This window comes from Sphingomonas sp. (genome assembly GCF_024508665.1).
Lineage (GTDB): Bacteria > Pseudomonadota > Alphaproteobacteria > Sphingomonadales > Sphingomonadaceae > Sphingomonas.
This window is the reverse complement of sequence record NZ_JANINP010000007.1, coordinates 262,263-275,297: the sequence shown is the minus strand read 5'-3', so window position 1 is coordinate 275,297 and position 13,035 is coordinate 262,263. Positions and strand designations below refer to the sequence as shown.

General features: G+C 64.6%; 12 protein-coding genes. 4 read left to right on the top strand and 8 right to left on the bottom strand.

Features of this window, described 5'->3' with window-relative positions:
- Positions 1–103 precede the first annotated feature (103 nt).
- Both Q0L25_RS16450 and msrB read left to right on the top strand, forming a co-directional pair.
- Complete coding sequence (locus Q0L25_RS16450) at positions 104–1,342, top strand: cytochrome P450 (RefSeq protein WP_296617785.1); 1,239 nt, start codon at positions 104–106, stop codon at positions 1,340–1,342.
- 79 nt (positions 1,343–1,421) lie between these two features.
- Positions 1,422–1,916: a peptide-methionine (R)-S-oxide reductase MsrB gene (msrB, locus tag Q0L25_RS16445; protein WP_296617783.1), complete on the top strand. Its 495-nt coding sequence runs from the start codon at positions 1,422–1,424 to the stop codon at positions 1,914–1,916.
- Positions 1,917–2,024: 108 nt separating this feature from the next.
- On the opposite strand, the gene Q0L25_RS16440 is transcribed toward msrB, so the two are convergent.
- The 3 genes from Q0L25_RS16440 to Q0L25_RS16430 form a co-directional block, all read right to left on the bottom strand.
- Positions 2,025–2,588 carry a CHAP domain-containing protein gene (locus Q0L25_RS16440; RefSeq protein ID WP_296616155.1) on the bottom strand — a complete coding sequence of 188 codons (564 nt, stop codon included), beginning with the start codon at positions 2,586–2,588 and terminating at the stop codon, positions 2,025–2,027.
- A 221-nt stretch (positions 2,589–2,809) separates the two neighbouring features.
- Complete coding sequence (locus Q0L25_RS16435; RefSeq protein ID WP_296616154.1) at positions 2,810–4,267, bottom strand: MFS transporter; 1,458 nt, start codon at positions 4,265–4,267, stop codon at positions 2,810–2,812.
- Positions 4,264–5,094: an SDR family NAD(P)-dependent oxidoreductase gene (locus Q0L25_RS16430; protein WP_296616152.1), complete on the bottom strand. Its 831-nt coding sequence runs from the start codon at positions 5,092–5,094 to the stop codon at positions 4,264–4,266. The genes Q0L25_RS16435 and Q0L25_RS16430 overlap by 4 nt, the downstream gene beginning before the upstream one ends.
- A gap of 233 nt (positions 5,095–5,327) precedes the next feature.
- Between Q0L25_RS16430 and Q0L25_RS16425 the strand changes: the two genes are divergently transcribed.
- Both Q0L25_RS16425 and Q0L25_RS16420 read left to right on the top strand, forming a co-directional pair.
- Complete coding sequence (locus tag Q0L25_RS16425) at positions 5,328–6,473, top strand: acyl-CoA dehydrogenase family protein (RefSeq protein WP_296617782.1); 1,146 nt, start codon at positions 5,328–5,330, stop codon at positions 6,471–6,473.
- A gap of 107 nt (positions 6,474–6,580) precedes the next feature.
- Positions 6,581–7,369 (top strand): SDR family oxidoreductase, encoded by a 789-nt coding sequence (locus Q0L25_RS16420; RefSeq protein WP_296616150.1) that lies wholly within the window; start codon positions 6,581–6,583, stop codon positions 7,367–7,369.
- A gap of 122 nt (positions 7,370–7,491) precedes the next feature.
- On the opposite strand, the gene Q0L25_RS16415 is transcribed toward Q0L25_RS16420, so the two are convergent.
- The 5 genes from Q0L25_RS16415 to Q0L25_RS16395 all read right to left on the bottom strand — a co-directional run bounded on the left by Q0L25_RS16415 (position 7,492) and on the right by Q0L25_RS16395 (position 12,826).
- Positions 7,492–8,124: a TIGR02281 family clan AA aspartic protease gene (locus tag Q0L25_RS16415; RefSeq protein WP_296616149.1), complete on the bottom strand. Its 633-nt coding sequence runs from the start codon at positions 8,122–8,124 to the stop codon at positions 7,492–7,494.
- Positions 8,125–8,226: 102 nt separating this feature from the next.
- Positions 8,227–8,559, bottom strand: a complete 333-nt coding sequence (locus tag Q0L25_RS16410; protein WP_296616146.1) for a UrcA family protein — start codon at positions 8,557–8,559, stop codon at positions 8,227–8,229.
- A 78-nt stretch (positions 8,560–8,637) separates the two neighbouring features.
- Entirely contained in the window at positions 8,638–10,125 is a 1,488-nt protein-coding gene (locus Q0L25_RS16405) for a M56 family metallopeptidase (RefSeq protein WP_296616145.1), read from the bottom strand.
- A complete protein-coding gene (locus Q0L25_RS16400; protein WP_296616143.1) occupies positions 10,122–10,496 on the bottom strand; it encodes a BlaI/MecI/CopY family transcriptional regulator in 375 nt (124 codons plus the stop codon). Before Q0L25_RS16400 ends, Q0L25_RS16405 begins: the two co-directional genes overlap by 4 nt.
- Before the next feature lie 71 nt (positions 10,497–10,567).
- Entirely contained in the window at positions 10,568–12,826 is a 2,259-nt protein-coding gene (locus Q0L25_RS16395) for an NADP-dependent malic enzyme (RefSeq protein ID WP_296616141.1), read from the bottom strand.
- Between the last annotated feature and the right edge of the window lie 209 nt (positions 12,827–13,035).

Below are 13,035 nucleotides of genomic sequence, written 5' to 3'. Positions count from 1 at the left end.
ACAGACTAGCCGCTTCACTATTGACATCTGTGTAAGTATAGGTTTGTCTTGCCCCACATATAGGAGAGTGGGCATGGCGACTCAGGCCGAATTGACCGAGATGATGGCGAACGGGCCGACCTACAAATATGACGGCCCGGTCGATCCGCTCGATGTCAGCCGCGCCGAACTGTATCGCGACGACGTCTGGCAGGCGCCGTTCAAGAAGCTGCGTGCCGAATCGCCGGTCCACAAGGTCGAGCATTCGGACTTCGGCCCCTATTGGTCGATCTCCACCTACAAGCCGATCGTCGAGGCGGAATCGCTGCCGGAAATCTTCTCGTCCGAAGTCGGCGGGATCACCCTCGCCGATTTCCTGCCCGAGAGCGACGTCAAGATGCCGATGTTCATCGCGATGGATCGGCCCAAGCATACCGGCCAGCGCCGTACCGTCGCTCCGGCCTTCACGCCGAGCGAGATGGTGCGGATGAAGACGGACATCGTCCGCCGCACGTCCGAGCTTCTCGATACATTGCCCTGGGGCGAACAATTCGATTGGGTCGACAAGGTGTCGATCGAACTGACCACCCAGATGCTTGCCATCCTGTTCGACTTTCCATGGGAAGATCGCCGCAAGCTGACCTTCTGGTCCGACTGGGCCGGCGATATCGAGCTGGTCAAGACGCCGGAGCTGCGCGCCGAGCGACTGACGCACATGTTCGAGTGCGGCGCCTATTTCCAGAATCTGTGGAACCAGAAGGTCGGCAAGGAGCCTACTCCCGACCTGATCAGCATGATGATCCATTCCGACGCGATGGCGGAGATGGATCAGTACGAATTCCTCGGCAATCTGATCCTGCTGATCGTCGGCGGCAACGACACGACGCGCAACTCGATGTCGGCGGCCGCCTATGGTCTCGACCTGTTCCCCGACCAGCGCGCCAAGCTGGAGGCCAATCCGGAACTGATCCCGAACGCGGTCCAGGAAATCGTCCGATGGCAAACGCCGCTGGCGCACATGCGCCGCACCGCGACGCAGGATTACGAACTGGGCGGACAGACAATCAGGGAAGGCGACAAGCTCGCGCTCTGGTACATCTCGGCCAATCGCGACGAGACCGTGTTCGGCGACGACGCCGACAATATCGTCGTCGACCGGCCAAATGCGCGCCGCCACCTCGCCTTCGGCCACGGCATCCATCGCTGCGTCGGTGCGCGCCTTGCAGAGCTCCAGATCAGCGTGTTGCTGGAGGAAATGGCCAAGCGCAGGATGCGGGTGAACGTCGTCGGCGAGCCGACACGCGTCGCGGCATGCTTCGTCCACGGCTATCGCAAGCTGCCGGTCGAGATCAGCAAATATTGAGCGCGGGAATCGCGGCGGGTTGAAACCCGTGGGGCTCCTCGTCCGTACCTGTATAGGTCCGACCGATGGAGCCCATATGATGACGTTCGACCGCCGCCATTTCCTGACCCTGGCCGGCACAGGTGCCGCGACGATGCTGGTCGGTGGCTGCCGCGCCGCGCCTGCCGCGCCCCCCGAAAAGTTCGAGTTCCAGTTGAGTGACGCCGAATGGCGCAAGCGGCTGCCGGGGCTCTCCTACCAGGTGCTGCGGCACGAGGCGACGGAGACGCCCTATACCAGCCCGCTCAACAACGAGCACCGCGCCGGCATCTTCTCGTGCAAGGGATGCGCGCTGCCGCTTTATTCGTCGAGGACCAAATTCGAGAGCGGCACCGGCTGGCCGAGCTTCTGGGCGCCGCTGCCCAACGCCGTGAAGACGCGCAACGACAGCTCATTGGGAATGACGCGGACCGAAGTCCATTGCCGCCGCTGCGGCGGCCATCTGGGGCATGTGTTCGACGATGGGCCCAAACCGACCGGCCTGCGCTATTGCATGAACGGCGCGGCGATGAATTTCACACCGGGCAAGGCGTAGGACATCGGCCGAGGAAATGCCTCGGCCAAAATGAACCGACCCTCCCCAGCGAAGGCCGGGGAAGCGTAAACGCAGCACTCTCGCTATAATTTGAGGGACAGGTCCGTCTTAGTCGCGGACGCCGACGATCCCGCGAGCACCAACCGGAGCGATCGTAGCGATCGTCTGGCTGCGCGACGTATCGATCTGGTCGCTGTCGCCATTGTCCATCTTCGGCGCGCTATTGGCGTAAATGAAGCCCTTGGTCGGGTAGATCGAGGTGCCGAGATCGCCATTCGGGCCGTACCAGACCTTGACCTCGCTCCAGTCGCCGTTGGCCGACACGTCGATCGCGCGGACATTGTATTCGACGCCGCCGTGACGCGACCAATTGGCATGGGTCAACAGGACTTCGCGATCGCTGACGATTGCCGATACCATCGCGACGTGACCAAGGCGCATATGGCCGGTGGAAGCGAAGGCGAGCACCGATCCGACCTTGGGGGTATTGCCCCGCTCATACTTGCCGGCGGCCTGCGACCACCAGGTGTTGGCGTTGCCGAAAATCTGGATGCCCGAGATCTCGCGCGCATAGGGAGCGCACTGCCAGAACCGAGCCTGAGCCGGCACCGTCGTCGCCAGGGCGCAGAGCGCCACCAGCGCGAATCGCGCTGCCAAACCACCAAATTTCATGCGACCCCCCAAAAGGTCCGTTGAACTATTGATGGTTGGTTAGGTGGACAAAACCGACATGGGAACCCTGTCGGGGCGATGAATGGAACCTTTCACGACGAACGGTGTTTCGTCGCCGGTGAACGCCCAAATGAGGTGCTGAGCGGACCCGATTGCCGCCCCCCACACCTAGATTTTGTGGCCGAATCCCGCGCGAATCGCTACCGGTGTCACCACCGTGATCAGGGCGCGTGCGGCGCCCCTTCGGCTTCCGCTGCCGCGATCATCCGCTCCAACCGCGCTTCGTGTTCGGTGCGACCGAATGGGAATTTCGCGAACAGGACAGCCGCGACGATCGCCAGCGAACCGTAGATCAGGATGAAGGCGAGCGTCAGATGGTCGATCACCGCGATCGGCACCATGCCCGGCTTCGCGCCCTTGGGGAACGAGACGAGGTCGAGCAACTGGCCGACGATCATGATGCCCAGGCCCGAGGTGCATTTCTGGACGAAGAACGAACCGGCGAAATACACGCCTTCCGACCGCCGGCCGGTCCGCGCTTCCGAATCCTCGACGACGTCGGCCATCATCGAGGCGCCCAGGATGAACGACGATACGCTGAGGGCCGTCGCAATGACGAAGATCGGCAACAGCATGAACACCAGCGCGCTCGATCCCGGAGCAGGAACGAGACCGGCGAAGCGCAGCCAATAAGGCATGGTGTGGAACACGGTGGCCGCCAGCACGAATGCCATCGCGGCGCGCGGCTTGCTCGTCCGTCTGCCGACGGCGGGTGCAATGACAAAGGCAAGCGCCGCGCCCAGCATCAGCGCGAACGGCAACAGCTGCAGCGTCCACGACTTGAACTGCCAGACATAGTTGTAGGTGTAGTTGGACAGCGCGTAGCTGATCCCCTGGTTGGTATAAGCGCAGACGCCCGCCAGCATCAGGATCAGGAAGCCGCGATTCTTGACCGTCTCCCACAGCTCGCGGAAATGCTCGCCGAGCGTCTGGCTGCGCACCACCGTCTTGGGCAGCCGGGCAATCTCGTGATGCGTGCCCAGCGCCGATGCCAGGATGGCAACCACCATGATCACGGTACTGGCGATCGCCAGGTGACCATAACCGACCCGGTTGAGCAGGCCGTTCGGATAATCAGCGCTCGGCGTCAGAAACACGCCGTAAGCGAGCAGCAGGATCGCGAGCCCGCCCGCCCAGCCGAACAGGTAGCGATATGAAGTAATCCGCGTGCGCTCGTCGTAATCCGACGTCAGCTCGGGTGTCAGCGCCTGCGACGGCACTTCATAGCAACTGACCGCGCTGCGCACGACCACAGCGGTCGCGAACAGCCAGGCCAGCGTGGCGCCGCTGCTCATGTGCGGCGGGTTCCACAACAAAAGCCATCCGATCGCGATCGGGAGCGCCGCCGAATACATCCATGGATGGCGCCGGCCCCAGCGCCCGCGCGTGCGATCCGACAAGACGCCGATCAGCGGATCGACGAATGCGTCGCAGACCAGCGCGACGAAGATGACCAACCCGACCGTAGAGGCGTCAAGCCCGACCACCTGATTGTAGAAGATCAGCAGGAACGTCCCGAACCCGGCGTCCTTGACCCCATAGGCGACCGATCCGAAGCCGTAACTCGCAGTGGTCCAGGTCGAAAGCCGCCGCGGCGCCGGCGCTGCCAATTTGCTCACGAGGCCGCCGCCTCCAGCGACGAGAACAGGCCGGGTACGCTGTCGTCCCAGCTCGCGCGCGTGCCGATCAGCATGCCGCCATCGACCAGGATGTGCGTGCCGGTGACGAAGCTGGCGTCATCGCTCGCCAGATACGCGACTGCCGCCGCAATGTCCTCGGGCCGTCCGGCGCGCTGCACCGGCTGGGCGTGCGCGGCGGTTTGCGCGATCACGCCATTGACCTGATCGCGCACCGCGCCTTCGAGCCCGAGCGCCGAGGTGAAGATGTTGGTGGTGATGAACCCCGGCACGACTGCATTGACGCGGATATTGTGCTTGGCGAGGTCGGCCGCCGCCACCTTGGTCAAATGCAGCACGCCTGCCTTGGCGGTCGAATAAGCGGTCGGCGCGTAGCCGCTGCCCAAAGCGGACACGCTCGACGTGTTGACGATCGCTCCTCCGCCCCGCTTCGCCATCAGCGGCGCGGCATAGCGGATGCCCATCGCCACCGATCGCAGCAACAGGCTCATGGTGCGATCCCAATCGTCGGGCGAAATCTCGTCGATCTTGTCGCGCGACCCGGCCGCGCCGGCATTGTTGAACACCACGTCCAGGCCGCCCGCGGCATCGGCGGCCGCCATCAGCGCTTCGATATCGGCGGCCTGGGTCACGTCGGTTTTCTGGAAGCGGATGCGGCCGTTCGATGTTTCGGCAAGTTCCTGGCCGCCCGCGACATCGACGTCACCGATCAACACATCCGCGCCTTCCTCGACCAGGCGCAACGCCGTCGCACGCCCAATACCGGAGGCGCCGCCAGTAACCACGGCGCGTTTGCCCTGAAACCGCATTCCATTCTCCTGCATGTATTTTTGGCGCACCATAGAGGGGGCTTGAAGCCGGTCAATCCAACTTTTCGAATTTCGGGTTTGTTTGATATTGCCGCAGGCGCTTGGCCAATCTACCAACCGTCACCCCGGCCCTGTGCCGGGGTCCAACCCTCCACAGCGGAATCCAGCCGTTGTTGCACGTTGGATGCCGGGACAAGCCCGGCATGACGAATTGGACTAGGGGAGAGAAAGCCATGGCGCTCGACGCCGAAACCTTCGACGCTCTGATCGACACCGTCCGCCGCTTCGTGGCCGAGCGGCTGCGTCCGTTGGAAGCCGATGTCGAAGCCAATGACGCGATCCCCGACGCCGTGACTGCTGAGATGAAGGAGATGGGCCTGTTCGGCCTGTCGATCGCCGAGGAATATGGCGGTCTTGGCCTGACCATGATCGAGGAGGCCAAGGTCGCGATCGAGCTCGGCCGCACCACGCCTGCCTTCCGCTCGAGCTTCGGCACCAATGTCGGGATCGGCAGCCAGGGGCTGGTGATGGCCGGCAGTCCCGAGCAGAAAGCCGAATGGCTGCCCAGGATCGCCAGCGGCGAGGTTATCACCAGCTTCGCGCTGACCGAGCCCGATGTCGGCTCCGATTCGGGCGCGGTAAAGACCAAGGCCATGTGGGACGGACAAGCCTATCGCCTGTCGGGCACCAAGCGCTTCATCACCAATGCCGACAAGGCGGATCTGTTCACCGTGATGGCACGGACGGGCGACGAGCCCGGCGGACGCGGCGTCTCCGCTTTCCTGGTGCCGCGCGATCTGGCCGGCGTGTCGATCGGCGAACCCGAGAAGAAGATGGGACAAAAGGGCGCCAAGGTCGCCGACGTGATCTTCGACGACGTGATCGTGCCGGCCGAGAACCGGCTCGGTGCCGAGGGCGAAGGCTTCAAGATCGCAATGCGCGTGCTCGATCGCGGGCGGCTGCATATTTCCGCGGTTTGCGTCGGCGTCGCCGAGCGGCTGATCGCCGATTGCGTGGCTTATGCGAGCGAGCGCAAGCAATTCGGCAAACCGATCGCCGAGCACCAATTGATCCAGGCGATGATCGCCGATTCCAAGACCGAGGCGCTCGCCGCCCGCGCGCTCGTCCTCGAAACCGCTGCCGCCAAGGACGCCGGCAAGGACGTCGTCATGGAATCGGCCGCGGCGAAATATTTCGCCAGCGAGATGGTCGGCCGGGTCGCCGACCGCGCGGTCCAGATCTATGGCGGCGCCGGCTATATCGCCGATTACGGTATCGAGCGGCTGTATCGCGACGTTCGCCTGTTCCGCATCTACGAAGGCACCAGCCAGATCCAGCAACTCATCATCGCGCGCGAGACCTTGAAGCGCGGGGGGTGATCGAAAAGAAGCGAGCCGTCGCCCCGGCGGAGGCCGGGGTCGTTGGCCGCATCACAACATAGCGGCCCCGGCCTTCGCCGGGGCGACGACGAAACGGGAGACAACATATGGACACCAGCAAATTCTTCAGCCTCGAAGGGCGCGTCGCGCTGATCACCGGCGGCAGCCGTGGCATCGGCAAGATGATCGCAGCGGGATATATCGCCCAGGGCGCCAAGGTGTACATCTCGTCGCGCAAAGCGCCGGCGTGCGAGGAGACCGCCGCCGAGCTCGGTCCCAATTGCATTCCGATTCCGATGGACGTGTCGACGGTAGAGGGCTGCAAGGCGCTCGCGGCGAAAATGGCCGAGCACGAGGATCATCTCGACATTCTGGTCAACAATGCCGGCGCCGCCTGGGGCGTGCCGTTCGAGGAGTTTCCGGAAAGCGGCTGGGACAAGGTGATGGACCTGAACGTGAAGTCGCCCTTCTTCCTGACCCAGGCGCTGCACGGCCTGCTTAAGGCGCAGGCGAGCTACGACCGGCCAAGCAAGGTCATCAACATCACCTCGATCGACGGCCTGCGGCTCAATCCGTGGGAAACGTACAGCTATCATGCCTCCAAGGCGGCGCTGATCTACCTCACCAAGCGGATGGCCGCGCGGCTGATCAAGGATGCGATCATCGTCACCAGCCTGGCGCCCGGCGCCTTCGCCAGCGAAATGAACCGCGCCGCGCGCGACCACGGCGACGAGGTGGCGAAGAACATCCCGATGCGCCGTATCGGCACCGACGAGGACATGGCCGGCGCCGCGATCTTCCTCGCCAGCCGCGCATCGGACTATGTCGTCGGCGATACGCTGGTGGTCGACGGCGGCCTGGTCAACGCGGCCTTGGGCACGTCGATCGACGCTTGATGCGTATTTCCCTCTCCCGTTGGGAGAGGGAGGGAGCCGCTCGAAGAGCGGCGGAAGGGTGAGGGCAGAAAGAGTGACTGCCCTTACCCCTCACATGTTACGAAACTTGACGCGCATCGGCGTTAGACGCGGTCGTCCTTGGTTTCCTGCGGATGGTTCGGCGTCAATATCAACGTCCTGCCCTCGACCCGCCAGCTCTTCAGCCGCGACAGGAAATTCATCCCGATCACGTCCATGTCGCCGAACGCCGGCGAGCTGACGACCGGCAGATCGCGTGCGACGATGTTGCCGATACGCAATTCGGGCACGGTCGCGGTCTCGGCGCGGACCGATCCGTTGGCCGTCTGGATGATCATCGGAAACGGGCTGGGGCTCGGCCGCAGACCAGCCGCTTCGGCGGTTTCCGTGGACAGAGCGGTGACCGTCGCGCCGCTGTCGACCAGCATCCTGCGCTCGACATTGCCGAACCGCACCTTCACCCAGAAATGGCCGTCATCCGCCATCGGCACGCGCATTTCCTTGCCGACGACCTGCTGCCCGTCCTCGAGATGCAGGATCTTGGCGACCCGCGCGAACATCGGGTCGAACCGCCCGCGCTCGCCGACCAGCATCACGATCAGACCCAGCGAGACGACCAGCGCCGTCGTCGACAATAGCCGCCCAACCACCCGAAATCGCCGGGCAAGCAGCATCAGCGCGATCACCATGCCGATAAGGAGGTATAGCGGCAATGAGCCACCCAAAGCGTCAGCCATATACGCTACCTGCCATAGGTTAGATGTATGCCAGCTTAGCGTGATGTCCAGCTTCGTGAAGGCCGGCCGCACTGCAACGGATCGCCACGCGGCGACCCGAAATCACGGAGCGCTGCCGACGACCTTCGCCTCGTGCCGCGCCAAGTCATAGGCGCGCCGCAGATCGCGCGTCATTCCGCTCATCGCCAAGGATCGTGCCATGTCGGGGCAATATCGCGGGTCCTCCCGCGACTCATGTGGCGTGATCTCGGCACCATAATCGGCGCAAAATCGCCGTGTCGCATCGACGACACGCCGCCGCAATTCGGCCCGCCCCGATGGTGTGTCGGTCGAAATGTCCGCGACCCTGATCCTCAAGCGAGGCTCGCTCGCCAGTGCCGAATGCTCGGCGCACGCTCCCAGCAGGATGGCGACAGCACAGATGGTGACCCGCATGAATATCTCCTGAGTTGGGCAAGCCGGTCCCGTGGCGCGAATCGCGCTTGCCCGGATGAAGTCGGTGGATCGCGGCGGTTAGCCGCCGGTCAGCTTGTCGGCCTTGTTGTCGAGATCGTCAGCGCTGGCGCGGAACCCCTTTGCGATCGCCAGATTGCTCTCTCGCACAGCGCTGGATTGCCCAGGCAGATTGGCGACGCGCTCAAGCTCTTCGGCCCGCGCGCGAAATCCGACGGCGGTGCCGCGCATACCTTCGCCAAGGCCATGGCGCTGTTCCTCCCGGCCCTGTTTGGCGGCCGCGGCGCCTTCCTCTTTCTCGCGTTTCACCTCAGCGGCTAATGCGTCCTGCGTCGATCCGTCGATCGTTGCCGGCGCATCCCGGGCCGCAGTCCGTTGGTCGTCCGGACCGCCAGCGCCTGGCGATGCCACCGGCACCGCCGACCCGCCCTTGATCCCGCTGCCCAGCCGCTTCAGCATCCGGCCCGCGGCGCCGCCGGCGCTCCGCATCGCGTTCGGCCATGGCGAGTGCGTTGCTGCCGCCAAGGAAGGCGGAACGGGCGGCGTCGGCGCTTGCGGAGCGAGCGGCAATAATGTCTTCGGTGCAGCGGCGGCGCGCACGATCCTGGCAGCAGCCAACGGCACCGCGGTGCCCAATGCCGCCGCAAGCAGCAGCGCCGGTACCAGCGGCCCCATGCGCCGCCGCCCACCGCCATCGAGCACCATGCCGATCCGGCGCGCCAACGCGGTTCGGGCGAACGCCATGCCATTGGCTTCGGCATGCGCCATGCGTCCGCCGGCGACCGCGAGCAACGCCTCGGCATAATCGTAGCGGTCGACCCGGCGCAGTGCGTCGGCGTCCGCGGCCAGCTCGGCCTCGCGCATCCATTGACGCGCGAGCAGCCACACCAAGGGATTGAACCAGAACACGGCGGTGGCCAGGCGGGCGATAACCAGCCCTATCCAATCGAACCGGCGAATATGCGCCAGTTCGTGCGCGATGACGGCCTCCGCCTGTTCCGGTCGATCATGGGTCGCTGGACCGATCAGGATCCAGGCGGGGGCGATTCCCCAGCTGAGCGGCGTCGCGGCATAAGGCGAAACCAGCAGACGCACGGCTCGGGGGAGACTGACAGCTTCCTGGTCCATCACACGCTGCCACCGCGGATCGATCGCCGGCCGAGCGGCGCGCGTCCAGCGCAGCAACGTCCACAGCCCCGCCAGAAAACGAGCAAAGAGCAGTACGACTCCGGCTCCATACAGCATCGCCACCAGGTCCGCCTCGTCGAGCGCTGCTGCAGTCACATGCGATACTTGGGCCGCAGCCACCGGCATATCGCTCGTCCCGACCACGTCCGCTACGCTCTCGGCAGCCGGCAGCACGGCGAGGTCGAGCGGCGGCAGTAATGGCGCGAGAAGGAACAGCGCGAGCGAAGCAACCAGCGCCGCCTGCAGCAAGGCGGCGCGTTCCGCCGCCGGGCGGCTGCGCATCGCGGCGCTGAGGAGCAGGGCCACGCCGGCGACCAGTGCCGATTTGCAGCCAAGATCGATCAGCAAGCCCAGTATCATTTCGCGTCCCGCCGGGCTTGGTCGATCATGCGCTGAAGCGCATCGATCTCGTCGGACGCGAGTTTGGGCTCCATTCCCAGCAACGCCGTCGCTGCACTCGCGGCGGAGCCGTGGAAGAAGGTCTGCACCAGACGCTGCAATGCGCTGGCCGCGACTGCATCGGTCTGCGGCACAGGCGCATAGATATAGGCTTGGTTCTCGGTACGGTGCGCGATCAGCCCTTTCGCCACCAGCCGCGCAAGCAACGCGCGCACCGCCGAATCGCTGGGCGGGTCGGTCATCGCGCCGCGGATGGCGGAAGCCGTGCCCTCCCCCAGGCCGCACACTATCTCGAAAATCTCGCGCTCGCGGCGCGGCAGCGAATCGATCATCCCGACCTCCTGCTACGTTTGTAGCATGCTACAAACGTAGCAGCAAGAGATGCTCGATCCCGGGGATCAGATCAGCGCGCGACCCCACCCGCGGCGAGCACCGCCAGCGTCACCAGCTCGCTCGCGGTCGAGGTCATCGGTGCGATCTGGACCGGCTTTTCCAGCCCGACCAGCATCGGTCCAATCACCGCGTCGCCACCGAGTTCACGCAGCAATTTGGCCGAGATATTGGCCGATTGCAGCCCCGGCATGATCAGCACGTTTGCCGGCCCGGACAGCCGGGCGAATGGATAATTGGCCAATTGGCGCGGGTTCAGCGCGACGTCGGGCGCCATTTCGCCTTCATATTCGAAGCTCACCTGGCGCTGATCGAGCACGCCCACCGCGGCACGCAGATTCTCGAGCCAGCGGCCTTCGGGATTGCCGAAGGTCGAATAGCTCAGGAAGGCGACGCGCGGTTCATGGCCCATGCGGCGCGCGACCGCGGCGGTCTGTTCGGCGATGTCGGCTAGTTCATCAGGCGTGGGACGTTCATTGATCGTGGTATCGGCCATGAACACGGTATGAGTCTGGCCGACCATGACGTGGATGCCGAACGCTGTTCGTCCAGCCTCGACGTCGATCACCTTGCGCACTTCGCGCATCGTCTGGGCATAGGTTCGCGTGACCCCGGTGATCATCGCATCGGCCTCGCCGAGCTGGAGCAGAACCGCGCCGAAGATGTTGCGGTCCTGGTTGATCATCCGCTCGCAATCGCGACGCAGATAGCCGCGGCGCTGCAGCCGTTGATAGAGGAAGTCGACCATCCGCGGCACCAGGGCCGATGTGCGGCTGTTATGGACCTCGTAGCTCTCGACCTCCTTGACGCCGAGCGCGCGCAGCCGGTCATGGACGTCGTCGCGTCCGACCAGCACCGGTGTGCCGTACCCGCCTTCGCGGAACGCCACCGCCGCACGCAGCACGACTTCCTCCTCGCCTTCGGCGAACAACACGCGCTTGGGCTGGGCGCGCGCGCCTTCATAGGCTTGGGCGAGCACGCCGGTAGTCGGATTGAGCCGGCCGCGCAGCTGCTGGCGATAGGCCGCCATGTCGAGGATCGGCTTGGTCGCAACGCCCGAATCCATCGCCGCCTTGGCCACCGCGGCGGGCACCAGCTCCATCAGCCGCGGATCGAACGGCGCGGGAATGATATATTCGGGGCCGAACGTATGGCGCACGCCGTAAGCGACGGCGACTTCCTCCGGCACCGCCTCGCGCGCCAGCTCGGCGATCGCGTGCGCGGCGGCGATCTTCATTTCCTCGTTGATCCCGGTCGCGCGTACGTCAAGCGCGCCGCGGAAGATGAACGGAAAGCCGATCACGTTGTTGACCTGGTTGGGATAGTCCGATCGTCCCGTCGCGATGATTGCGTCGGGGCGCGCTTCCTTGGCCAGCTCGGGACGGATTTCTGGCTCGGGATTGGCCATCGCGAAGATGATCGGCGCCTTGGCCATGTCGCGTACCATGTCGGGCGTGACCGCGCCGGCCGCCGACAGGCCGAGGAAAACGTCGGCTCCGTGCAACGCATCCTGGAGGGTCCGCTTCTCGGTGTCGACGGCATGCGCCGACTGCCACTGATTGACCTTGTCGCGGCCCTTGTAGATCACGCCCGAGCGGTCGCACATGATGACGTTGTCGGACCGCACGCCCATCGCCTTGATCAGCTCGGTGCAGGCGATCGCCGCCGCGCCCGCGCCGTTGACCGCGACCTTGATGTCCGAAAGGTGCCGGCCGGTCAGCAGGCAGGCATTGATCAGGCCTGCCGCGGTGATGATCGCGGTGCCGTGCTGGTCGTCATGGAAGACCGGGATATTCATCCGCTCGCGCAGCGTCTGCTCGATGATGAAACATTCGGGCGCCTTGATGTCTTCGAGGTTTATGCCGCCGAAGCTCGGCTCCATCAACTCGACCGCGTCGATGATGCGGTCCACTTCCTCCGTCTTGAGTTCGATATCGATCGCATCGACGTCGGCGAAACGCTTGAAGAGGACTGCCTTGCCTTCCATCACCGGCTTGGATGCCAGGGCACCGAGATTGCCCATGCCCAGGATGGCGGTGCCGTTCGAGACGACCGCGACCAGATTGCCCTTGGCGGTATAATCATAGGCCGTGGCCGGATCGTCGGCGATCGCTTGTACGGGAATGGCGACGCCGGGCGAATAGGCCAGCGCCAAGTCGCGCTGCGTCGTCAGCGGTTTCGACGCGATGATTTCGATCTTGCCGGGCCGCCCCTCCGAATGGAACAGCAATGCTTCGCGATCGGAAAATTGCACGGAAGTTTCGTCGGCCATCCTGGTCCTCTCTGTTGCGCGGTCTTTAGGTCCGCGTTGGGGAGAAGGAAACCGGCTTGCAGGCCCTTGATGTACTTTTGCCGGCAAGGATGCGTCGTTGACCGGGCGGAAATCCGCACACTTTACCCACAGCAAAGGGCGAAAGCGGGATTTGCGCCATTCGCTCGCTGGGCTAACCGACGCCAATGGCTGACGCCGCACCGACCCCG